The organism is Mastigocladopsis repens PCC 10914, assembly GCF_000315565.1.
In the GTDB taxonomy this organism is placed as follows: domain Bacteria; phylum Cyanobacteriota; class Cyanobacteriia; order Cyanobacteriales; family Nostocaceae; genus Mastigocladopsis; species Mastigocladopsis repens.
On the sequence record NZ_JH992901.1, the window covers coordinates 1,900,875 to 1,923,822 of the forward strand.

The window sequence follows — 22,948 nt, forward strand, 5'->3', positions numbered from 1 at the left end:
AAATCAGTGAACAGAGGATAAGTGATATCATGTTCGGGAAATTACCCATAATAAAACTTGTTTGTAGTAAGGACAAGAGTCCTTGCTTTCAAAGAGCAAGAGGACTCTTGTCCTCACTACGAATTTATTAAGGTTATTTAACCGGACATAATATGACAACTCATATCTCTTAAAGGAACTTAAGTACTTGGTTTGACCGGCGTTTCCTGTGAAGGTTGACTAGTTGTTGGTGGTGTTGACGGGTTAGCCGGAGTAGGTGATGTTGTGCCTGTTGGTGTTGTCACTGTTGGCTGTGAGGTAGTTGGAGGACTAGAAGGTGCTGGCTCACTAGATGGCTGTGACGGAACTGCGGGATTAGGCTGTGTTACCGTTGGTGAAGAGCTCGTCTCTGGCGATGACGAGGAGCTTGCTGGATTGGATGGTGGTGAATTAGATGGTGGTGTGGTTGTCGGTGGATTAGATGGTGGTTGTTCTTGAACAGGTTTTTTGTCATCTAATGGAGGTTGACCAGAACCACTGTCGTTGCGAGGGTTTGGATTAGGATTTCTTCTATCTCTATTGCCAGACTGTTCACCAGTATTGGATAGGACTTGTCCTGTTTCCAGCAAGGTGTCAACTGGGGATTCATCTCTAATAATGTTGTTATTGGGTGAACTTGGGAAAGTAGTCGTTAGCTTTACAAAAGATGGGTTTTCAACGACTCCTTGACCATTAACTGGCGACTGTGCCGCAACAGCAGCAGCAGTTTCAGCTTGAACGCTGGCGATCGCCGGATCTGAATTTGGTACACCATATTTTAGAGTCAGATCTAGTCCCTGAACCAGGTCACTCGTTTGATAAAAAGTTCTTAGATCAAAATCGTATAAACCCTTAAATTTACCTTTAACTATAACTATCAGTTGCCCTGCTTGTAGCTCCTGATTTTGAGAGGCATCTTTGTTAAAAACTTTAATACCACTGTTTGTCAGTGCGCCTACAATCGTAGTGTCTGTTTCCTGGTCATAGCGTACAAATAATCCTGAACCGCGAATTGCTGCTGCTGCATTTGGTGTATTTATTCGTGTTTGCCCCCTTCCTGGTGGGATGAGCAGCAGCACTGTGCCAGTGGATAATCTGACATTTCTTGTCTTCGGTAAGAATCGAAATACTGCTTGTTCTCCTATCCTAGCCAAAGAACCGTCGTTAAAACGCAAGTCTGCTAAGGCAGATCGACCCGTGGACAACCCATCGCCAGGAATTATGGCATCCGATTTGCGTGCCTGACGCCTCGGCTTTTTTTGCGGCATGAGTTGTACCAAATTGCGAAGGTTCTGAATGACAGCAAGAGTCAGAGGAGTTGTGGCATCTGCCTGTTCTGGCAGAGGCAACACAAAAACTCCCCACAAACTAATCACTAGGAGTACAAAAAACTGGCGAAACATACTTTGGAGCCTCGGATAACTTCATTGATACCAAACCAGTAGAGAAAAGGTTCTGATGTTGAAGGTTTAAGACTGTATATCTGTTATAACAACTTTCTTTACGTGGAATTGCCTAAACTTTATGGAGAATTCATGAGATGAAATACGCGAATCTACTATGAGTAGATTCTGTAAGTTTCTTTAAAATTCAAGTTTCTGAATACTGAAGTGTGTACTTCATAGTTTTTTTACTTTTTTTAAAAAATTAGGTACATTTACCACATAGTGTGGTCTCAGTTTCTGAGAAATTCAATATTTCTTCCTGAAACTTTCAGCACAGTTTATGAGTCTACATTTGCCAAAAAAGATTAGACATGCAACCCAAGGGCTGGATAAAGATAAATTTATTCTTTTGGATTGTATTAGCTTCTAGTAGTACCAACTTGTGTTGTATCAAGAAGGTAGATGCGGCGCAGGCTGCTAATACAGACCTATCGATTCGTGAACACGAGATAGTATCAAAGATACCATTTTTAGGAGTTGCGTGGGTATCCGCTCAATTGTGCCAAGAAGAACGTGGGCAAAAAGCAGATCAAGAAGAAGTGCAAACAAAAATTTCTGGTAAAACAGAGGGTAAGTTGCAGCAACAAGAGGCTGTCTCTCATACCACAGGAGACTCCAAAGCCTGTTTTGCAACTGCTGATAGTAAGACTCCAAGTTTGTATTCGCAGACACAGCCAAATCAAGTCCCACCAATACCTGAACTAAATCAAGTCTCACCAACACCTGAACTAAATCAAACTCCCGCACCACCTCCCCAACCCACCCCAGCATCGCCAACAGCACCACTTGCCCAACCTTCCATACAAAATAACCCGCCACAATTAGAAGGTCAGCCAGCTGATTTTCCCAAACCTCTCTCACCACCCGTAGAGGAACGCTTGCAAGTACCTGAAATAGAGAACCCGCAAAGATTGGAGAGGCTATTACAACGGTTGCAACAGAAAAAGCAACCGCCTACCAAGCCTAACTTTGGTGAACTGGGAAGACTGCTGGTGCGGGAACGACAACTAGAACAGCTAGAACAGGTACCACCCCCAGCGCGTCCCGTATCTCCACCTCAACCTATAGGCTACCTACAGGCTCATGTTGGCTATTTCCATACCAATAACATTTTTTCCTCGAAAGTAGATCCAGTAGAAGACGGCTTGGTTTATTCTGGACTCACCCTAGCCTCTGCGCCTTTGCCCTTAGGACGCAGAACCTATTTGAATGGCTCAATTGATGGCAACTTAATTCGTTACCTCAATCAATCAAAGTACAACTACAACCAGCTGAGATTCAACGTTGGTGTTTACCAGCAGCTATCACGGCGAATGTACGGAGAAATTGGATGGAGCAATCAACAGTTGTTTTATGCCAGAAACGGCAGTAACTTCAATGCAGGCGATCGCTTTTTAAATGAGAATTCCTTCCGTCTGTCTTTGGGACGGCGCGACCCTCTCACACCCAGACTAATGTTAGATAGCTTCTACGAATTGCGTTGGAGCTTAACTGACCCTCCCAGTAAACAAGATAACCGCGACCGAGTCATTAATGCTGTGTGGATTTCTTTAAACTACTACTTGAAACAATCCCTTCAAGTTGGTCTTGACTATCAGTTTAATTTGTCAAACTTTACCCAACGCCAAAGAGAAGACCAATACCATCGGTTATATGCTCACTTAACTTACGGTGTTTCCAATTCCACAAATCTCAGCTTACAGGGAGGCGCTACCTTTGGTGGTTCTACTGACAGCAATATTGATTTTGACGGCTGGTTCTTTACTGTAAATTACATTTTAGAATTAGGTCGATTTTAAAATTCAGATAGTGGTTAGTAGTTAGTGGTTAGTGGTAAATAACTAAACAACCACCAACCACCAAATACCCTAATAACTAATAACTAATCCAGTCACTCCAGCTACCAGCATAAAGTTTACCTGTATGAATGCCAGCCAGTTCTAAGGAAAGTAAATTTACACAAGCAGTAACGCCAGAACCGCAATAGACAAAAACTTCCTTTGCATTTTCCAATTCTAACCAGCGGTGGCGTTGCTCTTGTTGTGGAAGTATATAGCCTGTGGAGTTTGTCACTTGCTGCCACGGATAATTCATTGCTCCTGGTATATGACCAGCTATTTTATCAATAGGTTCTCTTATACCTAGATAGCGATCGCTTTCTCGTGAATCAACCAATGCTACCTCTGGTAAATCTTTCCGATTTTTCACTACCAAAATATCTACTACCATCTGTGGTTGTATATTAGGGACAAAGATAGCCATTCGAGGTTCAGGAATGACTTCTGTAACAGGATATCCAGCCTGTTTCCAAGCAGAAAAGCCTCCATCCAGCACCGCCACTTGCTCATGTCCGAGATAACGCAACAACCACCACAAACGAGATGCAAAAGCAAGGCGGGAGTCATCGTAAGCTACAACCAAACTTTTTTGGGAATTCACCCCTATTGCTGATAACTTATGAGCTAATTCAATAGGATTTGGTAAAGGATGTCTTCCTCCATGTTCTCCCACGGGACTGGAAAGATCCTGGTTTAAGTCTAGGTAATATGCTCCATTAATGTGACTGTTTTGATATTGCTGGCGTCCCAATTGTGGATCGGCGAGAGAAAAACGACAATCCACTACAACAACTTGCGGATTCTTAAGATGTTCAAATAGCCATTCACAAGAAACGACAAAAGGGGTGTTGGTCATAAACTAAAGATGATAGTTGATAGTTGTTAGTTGTTAGTTGTTAGTGGTTTCACTCCCCATAAACCAGTCCCTATGACTATGTCAGACTTAGACAATTTTACACCTGAGCTAACAGCAGATGGCTCGTTCACTTTTTTTTCTAATGAGTTTGGCGAGTTGTTTCACAGCCATTATGGAGCACGTCAGGAGAGTTTTCTCAAGTTTGCCAGTCCTACTCAACTGCCATTGAAAGCAAACAAACCAACGTTGCGTCTTTTGGATGTTTGTTATGGGCTGGGATACAATACAGCAGCAGCTTTACAAACAATTTGGGCGGTAAATCCCAACTGTTATGTTGAAGTCATTGGTTTAGAACTGGATGCTGCTGTACCCCAAGCTGCGATCGCCCATCACTTATTCGACAATTGGGAATACGAGTATACCCAAATTGTGACTCAGTTAGCCTTTGAGCATCAAGTGTTGCAAGAGCGTCTCAAAGCGACTCTGTTAATTGGCGATGCTAGAAACTCCATTAGGTTTGTGAACCAATCAGGTTTTCAGGCTGATGCAATTTTTCTCGATCCGTTTTCACCACCTCATTGTCCTCAGTTATGGACTGTCGAATTTATTAAACAAGTTTCTTTGTGTTTAGATATCGATGGCTTACTTGCCACTTATTCCTGTGCTGCTGCTGTACGTACGGCACTTTTGGCAGCGGGACTAGAAATAGGTTCTACACCACCAGTAGGAAGGCGATCGCCTGGTACAGTAGCCGGACATCGAGAAGTAAGGGAAGTGGGAGGAGAAAATACTGTCTTATCTTCCCTATCTCCCTCATCGGTTCTTCCCATGCTCTCCCAAGCTGAACAGGAACATTTGCTCACTCGTGCTGCTGTGCCCTACCGCGATCCACAACTGTGTGATCTGGGTGATGTCATTTTAAGAAGGCGACAACAAGAGCAACAAACCTCTTCTCTAGAGCCTACCTCTCGTTGGCGAAAAAGATGGCTATCGAAAACTCAACTAGAAATTATGTAATCTTTTTTACTATTTATTTCTAGAAATCTACAGTCATGGACAATACCTTTTGGTGATTCACATCACTAACACCATAAGTAGGTCGTCACTGCTACTGAAAGATGACCGTAGTTTGATGATTCCCATAATACATAGAGCAGCAAAAATGCATGATTGGCTCCAAATTTAAAATTCAAACTAAAAACACGCAATTTTGATAGAAATTGTGCAATTTCAAGATTTTTTTTGATTACCATGTTAATAAACCTCTGTAAAAAACCCGATTTAAAATTTGCAGTTATTGCTCATACTATAAATATAGGAAGAAAAACATGGCAGCAATACTGCCAAGACCTTAAGAATAGAAAAATATATACTGTGCATGATAGAAAATTTATGCTGTCTTGTGTAGAAGCTTGAAAATCCACAGGCTGACACAAAGTCAAATATTAGACTAATGCATGAAACTGTCAATATTAACTATTTCTAAATTGGAGTGCCCTTGTGGTTCAAAGGAAAACCAAGTATACAGGCTCTAAAGTAAATCTTATTGATTTAAATAATACCTTAGCCAATAAAAATGCAGAAGGTTATTCCTTAGGTTTATCTCAGGGGGATATGATACAAGAGAAGACCGAAGCCGCGCCTTTTTTGATGAATCCTCTTGTGAATTCTATTCAGAATTTATTCGTCTCCAAGACGGTACAAGCCCAAGGTCTGACAGTGAATGGCGTTGATTCAGATGTGCCTAGAGTTTTAGTAGTGGATGACCATGCTGCCAGTCGGATGACTGCTGTCGCAGTTTTAGCAATGGAAGGTTACGAAGTTATTGAAGCAGACAACGGTTATACTGCTGTTGAACAGGTAACACAGAAACCACCAGACCTGATTCTGCTGGATGTGATGATGCCGGAAATGGATGGATTTCAAGTGTGCCAGTTGCTGAAGCAGAATGAACAGACTAGACTCATCCCAGTGATTTTTATTACTGCTTTAAATGATCGGCGATCGCGCATTCGAGGAATTGAAGCAGGGGCAGATGATTTCCTCACCAAACCCTTTGATCGTGTGGAGTTAGCGGCGCGAGTAAAATCTTTGGTGCAGCAGAAACGCCTGAATGAAGACTTAGACCACGCTGAACAAGTGCTGTTTTCCATCGGTAGGGCAATTGAAAGCCGCGATCCAAATACAGGCGATCACTGTGAACGGCTGGTGAAGTTGGGCAAAGCATTTGGAGAATATCTCAATCTCACACGCACCCAAATTCGGGATTTGATGTGGGGGGGTTATCTCCATGACATCGGTAAAGTAGGCATTCCTGACGCAGTACTGCTAAAAACAGGCAAATTCACTGCCCAAGAGTGGGAGGTCATGAGACAACACGTTTTGATTGGAGAAAAAATCTGCCAGCCACTACGCAGTATGCGGGGTGTCATTCCCATTATCCGCCATCATCACGAGCGTTGGGACGGTTCAGGCTACCCTGACGGACTAAAGGGGGATGAGATTCCTTATCTAGCCCAAGTATTTCAAATCATTGATATTTTTGATGCTTTAACAAGTGAACGACCATACAAACGAGCTTTTACTCTAGAAGAAGCCCTCGCCGTGATGGCAGAAGAAACCGATTCGGGATGGCGCAATCCCAAAATGATGCAGCAATTTACAGAGTTTATTTCCGCTTTCACAGATTGGCAATTATGGGCTAGTTAGGTTTTGAGTGTAATGAGCGCGTTAGTATAAATTGAGCTTACACTCAAATGAGCAGGCGCATTCAAAGCAATTCACTGATAGCTAAATTATGGTTGTTGTAGCAATTCTGGCTGCGGGACGTGGGACACGTATGAAATCAAACCTGCCCAAGGTTTTACATTCTTTGGGTGGGAGATCGCTCATCGAACGAGTTATCGACAGTGTAAAACCGCTTTCGCCTACTCGACAGATGGTGATTGTGGGATATCAGGCTGTTGAAGTGAAAGCAGCCATGCAGTCAGTTCCAGATTTAGAGTTTGTTGAACAGTCTGTGCAATTGGGAACAGGTCATGCTATCCAGCAATTACTCCCCCATTTGCAAGGGTACACAGGCGATTTGCTCGTATTGTATGGCGATGTCCCTTTGCTTCGCACAGAAACCCTAAAAAATCTGTTGCAAACTCACACCCAACACCAAAACGCCGCTACCATCCTCACTGCACACTTGGATAACCCTAAAGGCTACGGGCGCGTTTTTTGTAACAGTGAAAATATAGTGCAACAAATCATTGAAGACCGAGATTGCACACCAGATCAAAAAGAAAACAACCGCATTAATGCTGGGATTTACTGCTTCCGTTGGCAGGATTTGGCAAAAGTTCTGCCTCACTTACAAGCGAATAATTCTCAAAAAGAATACTACCTGACGGATGCTGTTAGCGCATTAAAACCAGTTATGGCGGTGGATCTGGAAGATTACCAAGAAATTCTTGGCATTAATGACCGCTTGCAACTAGCAACAGCATACGAAATTTTGCAAAAGCGAGTCAAAGAAAAATGGATGACAGCAGGGGTTACTCTCATTAACCCTGACAGTATTACAATTGATGACACTGTGGAATTACAGCCAGATGTCATTATCGAACCCCAAACTCACTTACGGGGCAATACAGTTATTCAGACAGGCAGTCGCATCGGACCAGGAAGTTTAATAGAAAATAGCCAGATAGGTGAAAATGTCACGGTGCTATATTCAGTGGTAACAGATAGCATTGTGCAGCCGGGAACCCGTATTGGTCCCTATGCTCATCTACGCGGTCATGCAGAAGTGGGTGCATTTTGTCGCGTGGGGAATTTTGTGGAATTGAAAAATACCAAGTTGGGCGATTGCACAAACGTTGCACACCTGTCGTATTTGGGTGATACGACCACCGGCAAAAAGGTCAATATTGGCGCGGGAACCATTACCGCCAACTACGACGGCGTGAAGAAACACCGTACCATCATAGGCGATAGTACTGGCACAGGTAGCAATAGCGTTTTAGTTGCCCCCTTGAAGCTGGGCAGTGATGTCTACGTGGCAGCTGGCTCCACTGTTACAGAAGATGTCCCTGATGATTGTCTAGTGATTGCCCGCACACGTCAAGTCGTGAAACCAGGCTGGGTGTCAAATAAACGAGATGCCCAAAGCGAACAACTAAAAAACGAAAGCTGATAGTTGCTAGTTAAAACACACAACCAACTTCTGTATCTTCAGGAAGTTCCAGAGTGTCACCCATTTTTTCGCCGTCGTGATAGGCTGCGAGTAAGACTTCACTGGTTTTACCCCAAGCGATCGCTCCACTGGCATCTAGAGCGATCGCTCCAAAATCCCGCTTGTGTTCGTGTGCTTCTGCAAACGAGCGCTGCATCGCTTCTTTGAGGGACATCCCATCCGTGACACGTATCACAATTCGTGGTGCTAAACACTCATCCATAATGTCTTCTCCAATACCAGTACAACTAACAGCGGCATATTTTGTCGCATAATTTCCTGCTGGCATTGCAGAATCACTGACACGACCAATCCGCTCAAATCCCTTACCACCAGTAGAAGTACCGACAGATAGCCTTCCGTGAGTATCCAATGCAACTACACCAATCGTACCGCGTCGGGCATTGCTGGTTTCCACCAGTTCTGCTTCTGCTACCACTCCAGCCATCGTTCTTTTAAAATTATCCTGACGCTCTTGTATCCACTCTTGCAAGCGTAACTCAGTTAAGCCATTGTAGCTAGGGACTTGCAACTCTCGCGCCAGTTCGGCTGCGCCATAATCTGAAAGTACGCGGTCAGGAGAGCTTTGTAAAGCGATCGCCAAGTCAATGGGGTTTTTTACTCGTGAAACATTAATCACTCCACTAAAGCTTTGGGATGTCCCATCCATGAGAGAAGCGCTCATGCGGATTTGGCCATCCGATTGTAGCACCGAACCAGTGCCAGCATTAAATCGGGGGTTGTCTTCCAATATTTGACAACCCCGCACAACCGCCTCTTTTGCACTGACTCCCGATATTAGGAGAGAATAGACTTCCTCTATGACTGGGTAGAGAGAACGGCGTACCGTCTCCACTCCTCCTTTTCCCTTTAGAGAACTACCAGCCCCCCCATGAATAATTAATTTAGGTTGTACCTTGATCTCCATCTCTTTCTTTATTTCTCCGTACTATTACGGTGATTCATTGGTTTCATTGTTAGCTTGCGAACGGCGACGACGGCAACGTTCTGAGCAGTATTTTACGTCATCCCAGCAATCTGCCCATTTTTTGCGCCAGGTAAAAGGGCGCTGACATACCGGACAAATTTTTGTAGGCAGGTCAGACTTAGAACGAGCACGTCCCATATCATTAACGAGCAGATTTGAGTTGAATTTCTGAGATTTGGAAGACAATTATAACTAGTTTGCTACAACGTGAGGGTACTTTTGGTCACTTATTGTGGAGTTAAACCTCTGAGCACCAATTCAAAACATAACTTCCAAAACTCAAAATTTGACAAACCAATACTAGCAAGCATCTGGACTAGCTAAGGTGCTTTGTGAAGCTTATGTCATGAAAATAAGTAATATATTATACTACCAAACCAACGGCAACAGCAAACGGCTCACAACCCGATGATCTGGCAATTGATAAAAATGCAATTCTCCTCCCAGTTGTTGGATGAAGTTTTGACAAATCAGCAAGTGCAACTCTGGTGATAGATTGAGGGAGGAGGGAGCAAGAAAATCCTTTTGAGGATCTTGATTTAGTGTCAAGATCTGTGGGTCAAGGTTGCCATTGTCTGTGATTGACATCTCCAGCGATCGCTCGTTCAAGCGACGACACCAGATATCAATTCTGCCCCCAGTTGTAGAACGGTGACAAGCAGCCACTAACAATTCATAAACAACCAATTCAATTTTCGCTATGTCGCCAGCGATCGCCATAGCTTGAGGCTTTAACCCTTCCGAGGAGTTTGGCACGATTGGATCGCTTTTTTGTCCTCCATGATCTAGCACCTGTTGTCCCAAACCATGCACGCCTACCCAAAGCTTATGTTGTTTGAGTAAATTTTCAACTCGTTCTAGCGATCGCTTTAATAAACTGGCTATTGGTATTGTCTGTGTGGTTATATGCAACTGCCACTGCTCAAGTTTTAGCAGTGCAGTCATGGATGCGGTGATATTATCTAACTGATATAGCAGTTGCTGGTAGCGTGTGTGAGCCAGTTCATTAGGAATGCCCAGACTGTACATTTGAGTGACTAACTGCACCAATGTTCTGTGGATATCCTCTACACGATGATGCTTATACCAATTGAGTTGTCGTAGTTTATCAGTCGTAGACTCGAAAACTTGCGTGATTTGCAAATGCCGACGGAACCAGGCGAATTGACGAATGAGAGTTTCTATGGCAATAAGACTTTGTTCTGACCATTGACGTTCTACACGGTCTGCCATCACCACGATACCTGTCGGTTGATAATCAGCACTGGTGCGTAATGCCATAATCAAAATTTGACCGATGTCAGAACCATTCAGCCATCTTCTGGTTTGCTCAGGTAAATCATCTACACTAAGGGTTAATAAACCATCTGTGGCAAGTGCCCATTGGACGAGGCTTTCCGTCTGGATAGGAACGGGTATATCCATAACAACCCCAAACCGATCATCAGCAATGACCCCAGGTATAATTTCTGCCAAGTTCTGTTCAGGCATCCAGGAGAGCAACAGCACCAGGGGACAGCCGAGAACAGATGCTATTTGTTCCAGGGCTGAACTTTCTAACTCTTGGATGGGCTGGGTATGAGCAGTCCGGGCTTTTTCAAGGATACGTAGGCATTGCTGAAAGCTACGCAAGATTTTTTGCTGCTGTTCGGTCTGATGGTGAAGGTGCCATTGACGGACAATGACTCCAATCTGCTGACTGACAATGTGCAGGAGTTCTTTTTCTTGAACTGTCCAACAACGATGCTCTTCATTCGTAATCAGCAAAAGCGCTTCTGGTGGACGACCTTGAGCGCAGTTACTAATTAAAAGCGATTGTACGCCATTTTCCTGTAAGGGGGAACGCCAGTTAAAAAACCGCAAATCTTCTTCTATGTTTTCAATTCCCACAGAGTCAGTGGAACGCTGCAAAAGCTGCCAATCCAAATCTTTGAGAGCCTCTAGTGTAGATGCTAAAGGTCGGCGATTCTGTAATTGCCTTTGGTATAAAAAATGGTAATTATTTTGGTCTGAGTCGTAATGCAATAACAAAAAGCGTGTTGCATTGAAGCGTTCCAAAACTTTTGTCGCACAAATCCGTAAGATTTCTATGTTATCATAATCACTATAGATAGCTTGAGCGACTTGGCTATTAAGCTGGGAGTCCTCTTGAATTTGTTTGATGGTGGTTTCCATGCTTTCAGTGGGGGTCACAAGGGAGATTAATCCAGCAGCACCCTTAACGAAATTTTGATCCGCCTCCGTCCAAATTCGCGCTTCTTTAGCTTCAACAGCAACAAAACCAAGCAAGTTTTTTTGCCAGATAATGGGTGCTGCTAACAGCGATCGCACTTGCAGGCGTTGCAGCAGTTTAGCAGTGAAAGTGCTTGTCAAGGAACTGCGTCCTTCCCCAATCAAGACAATTTGATTGACTGATAAGGCATAATAAAAGTCACTGAGTTCCTGTACACTAATTCCTGCAACTCCTTGCGTATCGCTGTTCGCCTTTGCCTTATTGAGCTTTTGATTGCTCAAGCGCAACCAAAAGGAGCGCTTTTCCCGTTCAAACCAATAAATACTTGTGCGAGTGGGCGAGACAAATTGATGAGTCGTATGCACCACTGCTTCTAATTTTTGCTCTAAGTTACTCAGGGTTTGTAAATTTTCCAGCAATTGTAATAATGGCTCATCTAGACGCTTGGCTTGCTTGTGCTGCAAATCCATTTTTATTTGAAAAAGCACTGCCCCTAATTCGCCCAAAACCATCATCAGTCTTGCTTTTGCTTCACCACCCAAGATGTAGCCCCAGCGTTCGGAACCCAGTAAAACGACACCCAAACAACAGCCTTTATAGCAAATTGGTAATACCATAGTTCCTTGGATGTTTGATTTGACAGCTACTTCCTGCCATCTCTGAGCGTGGATTTCAGTCCGTAAATCAGCTACACCCAGCGAACGCTGTTCAATCACAACTTGCTCTAACAAATCCCCAGGATGGAGAGCCACTCTTTGTCTTAAATAGCTAGTATCTTTAATGGGCGTGATGCCCCCTTTACCTAACAAAATATGATTCAATTGGTCGTAAAGAGCAATCCAAATCAGGCTGTAGTCAAACTGCTCTTTGAGATAAGAAATAGTCGTTTCAATCAGAACATCAACATTATTCTCTTCCCTAAGGCTTTGGAGGACTCGCCCCAAGGAAACAATTTGTTGTTCGGAAGCTGTGGGTTTTTGTGGGGGCAACATCTGAGTTATCGGTCAACGTAGATTGTTACTATATAAGATGCCCATAACCGTACCCAGACTAAGCGATTTTAGATTTTGAATTGGGGATACTCATTTGGATATTTATAAAGACGCACTTCGTCCCCTTTTATTCACTCTGCTTAAAGCAGATCCAGAGTGGTTGCACTCCTCAACGATTCACAGTTTAAGTTGGTTGGGAAAAACTCCCAACCAAGCTAGCGCAAACTGGATCAACAAACTTCTGGTACAGTCCTTTTCCCTGTCTGATGCACGTCTAGAACAAACTCTATTTGGGCTACACTTCCCTAACCCCTTAGGTTTGGCAGCTGGGTTTGATAAGGATGGCATTGCAGTTCCCATTTGGTCAAGTCTTGGTTTTGGCTTTGCAGAAGTGGGAACTGTCACTTTTCATCCACAGCCAGGTAATCCCCGTCCTCGCTTATTTCGCTTACCCTTGGACAAAGCCGCCCTTAACCGTATGGGTTTCAACAATCAAGGTGCAGCAGCAATGGCTGCGCGGTTAGCAGAAGTTCAGCAATTCAACGTGCCCATACCTATAGGTATAAATTTGGGTAAATCTAAGATAACTCCTCTAGAAGAAGCTGCAAAAGATTATCTTTATAGTTTTCGCTTACTTCAAGATTGCGGAGACTACTTTGTTGTTAACGTCTCTTCACCCAATACACCAGGGCTGCGATCGCTTCAAGATGCCGCTATGCTGAGTTGTATCTTGGAGGCATTACAAAAGGAAAACACAACACAAAAACCTGTTTTTGTCAAGATAGCTCCTGATTTGGAATGGGAAGCGATCGCTGATATTATTTCCCTGGCAAAAACCTATCAATTGGCTGGAATTATTGCCACCAACACCACAATCCGTAGGGATACACTGAAAACACAGGTGATTACTCAAACTGGCAAATCACCTCAACAAGAAGCTGGTGGTATCAGCGGTGTTCCAGTCAGGGAACGTTCCACCGAAGTCATTCGTTTTATTTGGCAGCAAACAGCAGGTCAATTACCGATTATCGGTGTTGGCGGCATTTTTACTCCTGAAGACGCCTGGGAGAAAATCACTGCTGGTGCTTGCCTCATTCAGGTATATACAGGCTGGATTTACGAAGGTCCAGCCATGATCCGCCACATTCTCAAAGGTTTGCTATCCAAGCTAGAACAAAATGGATTAAATTCTATCTCCGAAGCTGTGGGTTTAGAAGGAAAAATAAAAAATTGAGAAGAACACAGAATACAGAATAACCCTAAGAATGAATACAGGGCATTCATTTTTGATAGCGTTTGCCATCGAGTTCTTTTTGCTCTAAACTCTAGTCGCCACCCAGTCTTGCAGAACCCATTCTGATTTCTGACCCCTGCGTTCTGATTTCTTTGCTGGTAAAAAGAAATCTCTTTTAACTTTTGCCTTCTTCTACTGGGAAAAACTCTTTAGTTTTTCGGGAGTATTTCCAAGCAACACCATCTGGGTCCTTGGTGCGACTCCATTCTGAAAAATCTGGATCATCCCGCCGTTTATATACTGTGCTGGAGTAAACATTGAGCCGCTTGGCAAGTTCAGATTGAATAAGAGAGCCAAACATCAATTGTTTTTCCAGCGGTTTTTTTGCTTCCTCCTGCGTTGGTTGCGGTAGTGATTCAGTTTCTGGTTCTTGCAGATGAGACTGGGGTGGCGGTGGTGCTAGAAATGGTAGCGCATACTGGGCAACAGGTTGAGTAGGAAATTCTTTTGGTGGTTCGCTACTGTCAAGTATGCTGCCTAGAGTACTCGCAGTAATAAAGTAGTACACCTTGCTTCCGTCTTCTGAGTTAACGGTGCTAGCACCAAATTCCCCTGCTTTCGTATCTAGGTAGCGTTTTGCTATTTCTCCAGGAAAATTACCCTTGATTGCTAAGTCCATTGGCGTAATCCTGCCTTGATTTTCCCGAACGAGTTGATGGAAAATCGGGTTAGCTTGCTGACACCACTTTTGCCATTTATAGAGTTGCCAGATATTGAAACCCAAGACGAGCAGGATGACACCCAGCCAAATTCGCCAGGTAGCAACAAGGAAAATAATCAAGAAAGAGATAGGCAAAAGTAGAACTAGAAAACCCTTGCCGTAGCTTTCTATTGCTTTTTCACTCATGCCGATTATTGTCAAGTGACTTTATTTGGAAATAATAATATCTTGGCAAAAATTGGGGACATTGTTTGTAGCTTTTGTGTATTTGCCGGAAAATTTTTCCGGCAAAACCGCAGACAAAGCGTAGGCTCTAGCAGGCAAAGCCCTTTGCACAAGGTGTAGGGGAATAGGGAAAAATTTTCGTCTTAGATAGGGATTGAGCCAATCTTTTGTCCTCAAGAAGTTTTTGCAAGACAAACCCATTGTGCGGGAGGTCTTAACTTTTGAGGGCAAGGGATTTGTCTGATCCACAACGAGCAGTATTGCTCCGCAGGAACTTTATACTTATACTTTTCAAGGGGCAACGGCATTTATAGCAGAATAAAGGCGTCAGTCGTCAGAATATCCCCTCCGTGTACGCTGCGCGTTAACGCAGTTCCTCCCTAGGAGGCACAAAAGTAAAACAGGCTTTATATCTAGCTTTGAGACCGAAGTTTTGTACCTCACTCATCCGCAAACCGCTGTAAAAGAGGGCAGTCAAATCAAGACCTTACAAACATTGCTTCTTGCTCAGGTAACACAGGAACTTTCAGTGGGTCGTAGCCTAGCTGTTGAGTAATCCGTTCCCTGGCTAAAGCGCGGTATTCCCAAAAATGCTCTCCTGCGGCGCATAGGCCCAAATACATATTCAGAACTTGGGGCTTTCTCAGCAGAATCGTCCAGAGTTGTCGCCAGAACTGCCCTCGAGTTTCTGGTCGTCGTAAGCCCTGAAGCCAGATTAACTGGGCAACGAGCCGCAACCCTTTGCCTGGTGAAAATTGCATGGTTTGCTTTCGCTTGGAGAGCGAGCCAATACTGAGACATTGCTGAAAACAGCGCCTGAGATAGTTTGTGGGTTCATACAACGTCCAGAAGCCTTCTACATATTCTCTAGCAATTTCAGCAAGGGGGCGGGTGGGGATGAAATTCATCAAGGTATTCTGGTCTCCCACCTCAGTGGCGCCGATGCCCTCTACTAAACGCTGCTCGCTTTGGAGACGGTTCCATAGAGCAGTATTGGGTAAAGCTTGGAGGATGCCCAGCATAGGTTGCGGAATACTGGTTTGTTCAACAAAAGCTTGAATTCGTTCTCCCGCACCTGTGCGTTCTCCATCAAAACCGAGGATAAACCCTGCATAGATCAGCATGCCAGCCTCATTGATCTTGCGGCAGGCTTCGACGAGCGGATGGCGAGTATTTTGGAGTTTGTGTGTCACTTGCAAGCTGTCTTGGTCAGGAGTTTCAATGCCGAGAAAGACAGCATAAAAGCCTGCTTCACCCATTAATTGCAACAGTTCATCGTCCTCTGCCAAATTCACAGAAGCTTCAGTTATGAAGGTGAACGGGTAGTTGTGCTGCTTCACCCAAGGAATCAATTCTCGTAGGAAGCGTTTGACGTTACGCTGATTTCCTATGAAGTTATCATCAACGATGAAGAGTGAGCCTCGCCAGCCCAAATCATAAAGAGCTTGTAACTCTGCTATGGTCTGGCGAGGCTCTTTAGTGCGTGGTTTACGACCGTAGAGGGTAATAATGTCGCAAAATTCGCAATTGAACGGACAACCGCGAGAAAACTGGATAGCCATCATCAAGTAGGCATCCCGTTGCAGCAAGTCAAAACGCGGCATCGGGCTTTGGGTGACATCAGGTTTTTCAATCGAGCGAAAAATTCCTTGAGTTTTACCTTGGGCGATCGCTTCTAAAAACTGTGGAACCGTCATTTCCCCCTCATCTAAGATGAGGTAATGAGCTCCAGAGTCAAGGGCATCTTGCGGAACAGATGTGGGATAGGGTCCACCGACTGCCACTCTCTTGCCTAACCGCACCGCTTTTTGAATCAGGGCGTGGAAATCTGGCTTTTGCACCAACATGGCAGAGAGGATGACTAAGTCACACCACTCCCAATCAGCCTCTGTCTCAAGGCTGACGTTGCGATCATAAAATCTGATTTCCCAGTCCTTGGGTAGGAACGCTGCGACTGTAATGATTCCTAGTGGAGGAATGACTGCTTTGAGTCCAGCGATTTCCATAAAGCGATCATAAGACCAAAAGGACTGGGGAAACTGTGGGTAAAGCAACAGTGTTTTCATAAAATCCTTGGTGATGATTGCGGGAACTAGCTTCCCCAATGCGTGAATTTTATATGTGGCAGGTAGCTCAATTGATAGAGCGCCAATTTGCCTAAAAAGGAGGAATAATAAGGGTTATTGCTTGTCACGCGGGAGGTCGCAGGTTCAAACTCTCACCGCAAATAGCGGACATCATATACACCTTAAGTCTATTGATACAATCCCAGGGCAGAAGATAAATTTTTGTAAATCTGATATCTGATAATTTAGCTCGCCAATCAGTCGCAGCTTTCTTAAGGAGCTATTAATGCATCTAGAGCCTATTGTTTCTTTCGCCATTCTGTTAACAGTCATCTTAATTGTCCCTCTACTGTTTGAGCGAATAAAGCTGCCAGGATTGCTTGGGTTACTGGTAGCAGGCGTCGTCTTAGGACCCCATGGATTTCATCTTCTCAACAATGAGTCAGAAACCCTCAAACTACTCTCTGGCATTGGGCTGATTTACCTGATGTTTGTGGCGGGTCTGGAAATTGATATGGAACAGTTTCAGCGAACCAAGCATCGTTCCATCGGCTTTGGTACGTTTACCTTCCTAGTACCCCTGATTGTAGGAACAATCGTGGGGCGGATGTTTGGTTTTGGTTGGAATGCCTCAATTTTAATTGGCTCTCTGTTTGCCTCCCACACGCTGCTGGCATACCCAATCATCAGTCGGTTGGGTGTGATTAACAATGAAGCTGTGACTGTTACTATCGGTGCGACTATCTTTACAGACATCGGCTCACTTCTGGTCTTGGCGGTATGTATTGGTATCCATAAAGGAGAATTCTCCACGTTTAGCCTAGCCAAGCTATTGTTGGGGATAATTATTTACTCTGCTGTTATCTTGTTTGGTTTTAAGTGGTTGGGACAGGAATTTTTTCGGCGAACAGGAGACGAGGAAGGAAACCAATTTTTATTTGTCCTGCTGGTGGTCTTTATATCCTCACTGGGAGCAGAGGTGATTGGGGTAGAAAAGATTGTCGGGGCATTTCTGGCAGGATTAGCGGTGAATGATGTTATTGGATCGGGACCAGTGAAAGAAAAGGTGGTCTTTGTCGGTAATGTCCTGTTCATCCCCATTTTCTTCGTTAGCTTGGGCTTATTGATTGATATTCCGGCATTTATCAGCAGCATTAGTTCTATCTGGCTAACCCTGGCTATCTTAGTGGGTTTAATTAGCAGTAAGTTTGGAGCAGCACTCCTGGCAAAGTTAGTCTACCGCTACAACTGGCGTGAGATGATTACGATGTGGTCGTTGTCTCTGCCGCAGGTGGCGGCTACGCTAGCGGCGACTTTGGTGGGGTATCGCGCTGGGTTATTAACGGAAGATGTGCTGAATGGCGTGATTGTTCTCATGATAGTGACAGCTACATTAGGACCGCTCATCACTGCCCGAAGTGCAGCAGGGTTGACAATAGACACGACTCCTGAGACAACTGAGTCAATGTTTAGCTGGAAGGATGACCCATCAGAAGGGTTGACAGTGGTTGTACCTGTTCGTAACCCAGAAACAGAGAGGAATTTGATTGAAATGGCGGCACTGTTGGTGCGGCGCGAATCGGGTAAGATAGTTGCCTTAGGCGTTACGCCTGCCCATTTGCACATGGACGCACCAGAGATGGATAATGACCTACAGCACAGCAAAAACCTTCTGTCTCATGCCGTCGAACTTGGTCGGGAATTTGGGGTAGAAGTAGAACCCCACGCACGCATTGACCAGGGCATTGCTCAGGGTATTAGCCACGCCAGTCGAGAGCAAAACTCTAGCTTGATTGTCATGGGCTGGGGTAAAACCACCGGACTGCGTGCCCGCCTGTTTGGTAATGTGATTGATCGGGTTCTTTGGGCATCTCACTGTCCTGTGGCTGTTACCCGCCTGCTGGATTCGCCTAGCAACATTCGCCGAATTTTAGTGCCTATTGAAAATCTGAGCGAAGAGGCGGTGCGGATTGTGCGATTTGCAGAGATTTTGGCAAATGCCAATCAAGCAGAGGTAACTCTGCTGCATGTGTGCGATCGCCGTACTTCCCAAGCCCGCATTGGTTGGATGGAGTCACAATTGGAGCTCCTGGTTTCTCGACACTTCCCTCAAAGCCCTACCAGCATTAAAATTATACCAGCGGATAATCTGGTGGGTGTCATCCTCAAAGCATCCCAATCTTGTGACCTTGTCGTACTGCGCTCAAGTCGTCGTCGCCTGAATATTGGTGAAGTTGCTATCAGCGATGTCACTACCGAGGTAGTCAAACAGATTCAGTGTTCGGTTGTGCTGTTGGGAGAGCCACCAGGCTACCAAGGAAGTTTACGTAAAGCCAGAGGACTTGTCAAAAAGTCATCTCCTACAACAGACTTACAACCTAACTTGACCTAAGAAAGAATGCCATACTCATTTACGCCGTCCTAAACTGTGAGCAGACAGTCTGGTCTGCTCCAGAATAACTATATTAAATGCAAAACTAAATCGGATAAAATCAAAATCAAGATAGATGCAGGTATCACTGCGATAAGTCGAAGATAGAAGTAGAAATCCGTTCTTCGCTCTTCATTCTTCCCGAAAGTCATGACATTCGATTACGACCTGTTTGTCATTGGTGCTGGTCCCGGAGGACTGGCAGCAGCTAAAAAAGCAGCAAGCTATGGTGTTCGTGTCGCCATTGCCGAACAAGAAGCCCTTGGTGGAGTCTGTGTCAATCGTGGCTGCGTACCCAAAAAATTGATTGTCTACGCTGCTGATTTCGCACTGCAAAATCAAATAGCGCACAACTACGGTTGGAGTGATTGCCGAAGCCACTTTGACTGGACGTACTTTATCAAGTCCGTACACCAGCATATTGAAAGCATTCACCATTCCTATTTTGAGCAGTTGCAACAAGCTGGAGTTGAATTCATTCGGGGTTATGCCACTTTCACCGATGCTCACACTGTAGAGATTAACGACCGCAAATATACCGCTGACAAGATTTTAATTGCTGTGGGCGGGCAACCCATCAAGCCAGATATCCCAGGGATTGAATACGCCATCACCTCCCGCGAGATGTTTCACTTACCCTACCTACCCAAACGTTTGGCAATTATTGGTGGCGGCTACATTGGCGTAGAATTTTCCAGTATGATGAACGCTTTTGGGTGTGAGGTCACAATCATCGATCAAGATGAGATGATTTTATCGGGGTTTGATGATGATATCCGCTTGGGCGTTCAAGAAGCTTTGAGTAAACGAGGGATTCGCCTTATTGGTAACAGCACGGTTAAAGAAATCAAGTACTTAGAGGAGAAACTGCTGTTAACCACGACTGGCGCCACTCGAAAAACAATTGCCGCAGACACCATCTTAGTTGCTACAGGTCGCGCCCCAAAAACCAAAAATCTTGGTTTGGAAAACGCTGGAGTTGAACTTGGGGAAAAAAGCGCAATCAAAGTTGATGAATACAGCCGCACAACTGCGGAAAATATTTTTGCCGTAGGTGATTGCACAAATCGCCTGCAATTAACCCCAGTTGCAAAAGCAGAAGCTCATGCTTTTGTCAATACAGTTTTTGGCAAAAAACCGCAAAAAGTAAATTACGAGCAAGTGCCCTCTGCTGTTTTTGCCCGTCCAGAAGCTGCAAGTATAGGTATGAGCGAGGCAAAAGCGCGAGAAAAATTTGGTGAATCTATCAAATGTTACCGCGATCGCTTTCAACCTTTAATCTCTCAACTAACTCAAAAGGACGAACAAGCTACGATCAAGATAGTGGTTGAAGGTGAATCCGAGCGCGTTTTAGGTGCTCATATGGTTGGTGAACATGCAGCGGATATCATTCAAAGTCTCGGTGTTGCCATCCGTAAGGGGATTACCAAGCAAGACCTAGATGAAACAACTGGTATTCATCCAACAACGGGTGAGGAGTTTCTGTTTATGTCCCTGTAAGGGAATAACTTAGTCCTGCTTCAAGACCTTTTTCAAAAAGATACCACCACACTCTACGAGATGTTAGCTTCGTTGATAAAGTGGTATCAAATTTTTTTTCATGACTCTACAAGGGAAGCTTGAAACTATGACATATGATTACGACCTGTTTGTCATTGGTGCCGGTTCTGGGGGTTTGGCTGCTTCCAAACGCGCTGCAAGCTATGGGGCAAAAGTAGCTATTGCCGAAGAAGATTTAGTGGGTGGAACCTGTGTGATTCGTGGCTGTATTCCCAAAAAACTCATGGTATATAGCTCCCACTTTCCCGCATTGTTTCAAGATGCGGCTGGCTATGGCTGGAAGGTGGGTGAAGCAGAACTAGACTGGGAATATTTCATCACAGCAATAGATAAAGAAGTTCGGCGACTGTCACAACTGCACATCAACTTCTTAGACAAAGCAGGAGTCCAACTTCTTTCAGGTCGCGCTACGCTGGTAGACGCGCACACTGTAGAAGTGGACGGACGTAAAGTGACAGCAGACAAAATTTTGATTGCTGTTGGAGGACGACCTATAAAACCCAATTTACCAGGGATGGAATATGCCATAACCTCTAACGAAATCTTTCACCTCAAAGAACAACCAAAGCATATTGCCATCATTGGTTCTGGTTATATCGGCACGGAATTTGCCTCTATTATGCGCGGATTGGGCAGCGAGGTAACGCAAATTATCCGCAAAGACTCGATTTTGAAAGGCTTTGATGATGACATCCGCACCGAGATCCAAGAAGGGATGACCAACCACGGAGTACGATTTATCAAGAATACTGTGGTAAAAGGCGTGGAATGTGTATCAGAAGGTTTGAAGCTGACGTTATCCGGAGAACATATTGAACCACTGATTGCCGATGTGTTTTTAGTAGCAACAGGTCGCTCACCTAATATAGAAGGACTAGGTTTAGAAAACGCTGGAGTTGATATCGCTGCAACTTCCCTTGAAGGACCTGGATATAGCACTATGAATGCTATAGCCGTCAACGAATACAGTCAAACTTCCCAACCGCATATTTTTGCTGTAGGTGATGTTACTGACAGAATCAATCTCACTCCCGTAGCCATAGGCGAAGGTCGTGCTTTTGCAGACAGTGAATTTGGCAATCATCGCCGTGTCTTTAGTCATGAAGATGTACCGACAGCTGTATTTTCCACACCCGAAGCCGCTACAGTTGGCTTGACTGAGGCTCAAGCACGTTCTCAGTTGGGAGACGATGCAGTAAAAACCTATCGCACTCGCTTCCGCCCGTTATTCCACAGTTTGACAGGTGCATCAGAAAAGACAATGATGAAGTTGGTGGTGGATGTTAACACTGACAAAGTGCTAGGCGCTCATATGGTAGGTGAAGGCGCAGGTGAGATTATTCAAGGCGTGGCGATCGCTGTTAAAATGGGTGCCACCAAAAAAGACTTTGACGCTACTGTCGGTATCCATCCCACAGCAGCAGAAGAATTCGTGACTATGCGGTAATTGCCTTGCATTACATCTACCTTCACGGCTTTGCATCGAGTCCTCATTCTGCCAAAGCACAGAACCTACGCAGTTGCTTTGCACAAGCAAATGTCAAGCTGAAAATTCCCGATTTAAATGCTAGCGATTTTTCTCACTTGACAATCACTCGCCAAATAACTCAAATTGCATCTGAATTCAATCATGATTCTACATCAGTAACGCTCATAGGCTCGAGTTTGGGTGGTTTGAGTTCTGCCCATCTGGGACAGCAATATGCACAAGTGCAACGCCTCGTCCTTTTGGCACCTGCTTTCGGGTTTTTATCCCATTGGTTGCCCAAGTTAGGAGATGAAACAGTACAGCGTTGGCAAAAAGAAAAATATCTGATGGTTTACCACTATGGGGAGGAGGAAAAACTTCCTCTAAGTTACGATTTCGTCACAGACGCTAGTCAATACAAAGAGGATCTGTTGCAACGCCCCATCCCCACTCTTATCTTGCATGGACGACACGATGAAGTGATTCCCATTCAAGCCAGTCGTGATTTTGCTCAAAAGCGTCCTTGGGTAGAGTTGGTAGAATTTGACAGCGACCACGGTTTAGGCAATGTTATGGCAGAAATTTGGCAGGCAATACGATTATTCTGCCAGTTACCTTGAAGTTGTATAATCAACAGTTCTTAGTCATTCA

The 22,948-nt window shown here is 44.6% G+C and carries 16 protein-coding genes; 9 read left to right on the forward strand and 7 right to left on the reverse strand.

Going from position 1 to position 22,948, the window contains the following annotated elements; genetic code table 11:
- Positions 1-179: 179 nt before the first annotated feature.
- Positions 180-1,421, reverse strand: coding sequence for a FecR family protein (locus MAS10914_RS29945; RefSeq protein WP_017315899.1), 1,242 nt, complete (start codon positions 1,419-1,421; stop codon positions 180-182).
- A gap of 353 nt (positions 1,422-1,774) precedes the next feature.
- Here MAS10914_RS29945 and MAS10914_RS0110550 point away from each other — a divergent pair, with 353 nt between their 5' ends.
- Entirely contained in the window at positions 1,775-3,262 is a 1,488-nt protein-coding gene (locus MAS10914_RS0110550; RefSeq protein ID WP_017315900.1) for a porin family protein, read from the forward strand.
- A gap of 76 nt (positions 3,263-3,338) precedes the next feature.
- On the opposite strand, the gene MAS10914_RS0110555 is transcribed toward MAS10914_RS0110550, so the two are convergent.
- Complete coding sequence (locus tag MAS10914_RS0110555; protein ID WP_017315901.1) at positions 3,339-4,157, reverse strand: sulfurtransferase; 819 nt, start codon at positions 4,155-4,157, stop codon at positions 3,339-3,341.
- Positions 4,158-4,235: 78 nt separating this feature from the next.
- Between MAS10914_RS0110555 and MAS10914_RS0110560 the strand changes: the two genes are divergently transcribed.
- The 3 genes from MAS10914_RS0110560 to glmU all read left to right on the forward strand — a co-directional run bounded on the left by MAS10914_RS0110560 (position 4,236) and on the right by glmU (position 8,340).
- Entirely contained in the window at positions 4,236-5,174 is a 939-nt protein-coding gene (locus MAS10914_RS0110560; protein WP_017315902.1) for a tRNA (5-methylaminomethyl-2-thiouridine)(34)-methyltransferase MnmD, read from the forward strand.
- Positions 5,175-5,657: 483 nt separating this feature from the next.
- Positions 5,658-6,866, forward strand: coding sequence for a response regulator (locus MAS10914_RS0110575; protein ID WP_017315905.1), 1,209 nt, complete (start codon positions 5,658-5,660; stop codon positions 6,864-6,866).
- 88 nt (positions 6,867-6,954) lie between these two features.
- Positions 6,955-8,340 (forward strand): bifunctional UDP-N-acetylglucosamine diphosphorylase/glucosamine-1-phosphate N-acetyltransferase GlmU, encoded by a 1,386-nt coding sequence (glmU, locus tag MAS10914_RS0110580; RefSeq protein ID WP_017315906.1) that lies wholly within the window; start codon positions 6,955-6,957, stop codon positions 8,338-8,340.
- A 10-nt stretch (positions 8,341-8,350) separates the two neighbouring features.
- On the opposite strand, the gene MAS10914_RS0110585 is transcribed toward glmU, so the two are convergent.
- The 3 genes from MAS10914_RS0110585 to MAS10914_RS0110590 form a co-directional block, all read right to left on the reverse strand.
- Entirely contained in the window at positions 8,351-9,307 is a 957-nt protein-coding gene (locus tag MAS10914_RS0110585) for an isoaspartyl peptidase/L-asparaginase (protein ID WP_017315907.1), read from the reverse strand.
- A 24-nt stretch (positions 9,308-9,331) separates the two neighbouring features.
- Complete coding sequence (locus MAS10914_RS32710; protein ID WP_071599878.1) at positions 9,332-9,505, reverse strand: DUF2256 domain-containing protein; 174 nt, start codon at positions 9,503-9,505, stop codon at positions 9,332-9,334.
- A gap of 231 nt (positions 9,506-9,736) precedes the next feature.
- A complete protein-coding gene (locus MAS10914_RS0110590) occupies positions 9,737-12,592 on the reverse strand; it encodes a GAF domain-containing protein (protein WP_017315908.1) in 2,856 nt (951 codons plus the stop codon).
- Between the two features lie 94 nt (positions 12,593-12,686).
- On the opposite strand from MAS10914_RS0110590, the gene MAS10914_RS0110595 reads away from it, so the two are divergent.
- On the forward strand, positions 12,687-13,826 hold the full coding sequence (locus tag MAS10914_RS0110595; RefSeq protein ID WP_017315909.1) for a quinone-dependent dihydroorotate dehydrogenase: 1,140 nt from the start codon (positions 12,687-12,689) through the stop codon (positions 13,824-13,826).
- A gap of 175 nt (positions 13,827-14,001) precedes the next feature.
- Here MAS10914_RS0110595 and MAS10914_RS0110600 read toward each other — a convergent pair whose 3' ends face one another.
- On the reverse strand, positions 14,002-14,733 hold the full coding sequence (locus tag MAS10914_RS0110600; protein ID WP_017315910.1) for a hypothetical protein: 732 nt from the start codon (positions 14,731-14,733) through the stop codon (positions 14,002-14,004).
- A 518-nt stretch (positions 14,734-15,251) separates the two neighbouring features.
- On the reverse strand, positions 15,252-16,838 hold the full coding sequence (locus MAS10914_RS0110610; protein ID WP_017315912.1) for a B12-binding domain-containing radical SAM protein: 1,587 nt from the start codon (positions 16,836-16,838) through the stop codon (positions 15,252-15,254).
- A gap of 286 nt (positions 16,839-17,124) precedes the next feature.
- Between MAS10914_RS0110610 and MAS10914_RS29950 the strand changes: the two genes are divergently transcribed.
- The 4 genes from MAS10914_RS29950 (at position 17,125) to MAS10914_RS0110630 (ending at position 22,917) form a co-directional block, all read left to right on the forward strand.
- Entirely contained in the window at positions 17,125-19,230 is a 2,106-nt protein-coding gene (locus MAS10914_RS29950) for a cation:proton antiporter domain-containing protein (RefSeq protein ID WP_017315913.1), read from the forward strand.
- Between the two features lie 189 nt (positions 19,231-19,419).
- Positions 19,420-20,769 carry a glutathione-disulfide reductase gene (gorA, locus tag MAS10914_RS0110620; RefSeq protein WP_017315914.1) on the forward strand — a complete coding sequence of 450 codons (1,350 nt, stop codon included), beginning with the start codon at positions 19,420-19,422 and terminating at the stop codon, positions 20,767-20,769.
- Between the two features lie 127 nt (positions 20,770-20,896).
- Positions 20,897-22,276 carry a glutathione-disulfide reductase gene (gor, locus tag MAS10914_RS0110625; protein WP_026082468.1) on the forward strand — a complete coding sequence of 460 codons (1,380 nt, stop codon included), beginning with the start codon at positions 20,897-20,899 and terminating at the stop codon, positions 22,274-22,276.
- On the forward strand, positions 22,276-22,917 hold the full coding sequence (locus MAS10914_RS0110630; protein WP_026082469.1) for a YqiA/YcfP family alpha/beta fold hydrolase: 642 nt from the start codon (positions 22,276-22,278) through the stop codon (positions 22,915-22,917). The genes gor and MAS10914_RS0110630 overlap by 1 nt, the downstream gene beginning before the upstream one ends.
- Positions 22,918-22,948: the final 31 nt, after the last annotated feature.

Bases quoted from the DNA above. Each gene is read 5' to 3' on its own strand.
- MAS10914_RS0110550 (WP_017315900.1), top strand. From the start codon at position 1,775: ATGCAACCCAAGGGCTGGATAAAGATAAATTTATTCTTTTGGATTGTA.
- MAS10914_RS0110610 (WP_017315912.1), bottom strand. From the start codon at position 16,838: ATGAAAACACTGTTGCTTTACCCACAGTTTCCCCAGTCCTTTTGGTCT.
- MAS10914_RS0110590 (WP_017315908.1), bottom strand. From the start codon at position 12,592: ATGTTGCCCCCACAAAAACCCACAGCTTCCGAACAACAAATTGTTTCC.
- MAS10914_RS0110560 (WP_017315902.1), top strand. From the start codon at position 4,236: ATGTCAGACTTAGACAATTTTACACCTGAGCTAACAGCAGATGGCTCG.
- MAS10914_RS0110600 (WP_017315910.1), bottom strand. From the start codon at position 14,733: ATGAGTGAAAAAGCAATAGAAAGCTACGGCAAGGGTTTTCTAGTTCTA.
- glmU (WP_017315906.1), top strand. From the start codon at position 6,955: ATGGTTGTTGTAGCAATTCTGGCTGCGGGACGTGGGACACGTATGAAA.
- MAS10914_RS29945 (WP_017315899.1), bottom strand. From the start codon at position 1,421: ATGTTTCGCCAGTTTTTTGTACTCCTAGTGATTAGTTTGTGGGGAGTT.
- MAS10914_RS0110555 (WP_017315901.1), bottom strand. From the start codon at position 4,157: ATGACCAACACCCCTTTTGTCGTTTCTTGTGAATGGCTATTTGAACAT.
- MAS10914_RS29950 (WP_017315913.1), top strand. From the start codon at position 17,125: ATGCATCTAGAGCCTATTGTTTCTTTCGCCATTCTGTTAACAGTCATC.
- MAS10914_RS0110585 (WP_017315907.1), bottom strand. From the start codon at position 9,307: ATGGAGATCAAGGTACAACCTAAATTAATTATTCATGGGGGGGCTGGT.
- gor (WP_026082468.1), top strand. From the start codon at position 20,897: ATGACATATGATTACGACCTGTTTGTCATTGGTGCCGGTTCTGGGGGT.
- gorA (WP_017315914.1), top strand. From the start codon at position 19,420: ATGACATTCGATTACGACCTGTTTGTCATTGGTGCTGGTCCCGGAGGA.
- MAS10914_RS32710 (WP_071599878.1), bottom strand. From the start codon at position 9,505: ATGGGACGTGCTCGTTCTAAGTCTGACCTGCCTACAAAAATTTGTCCG.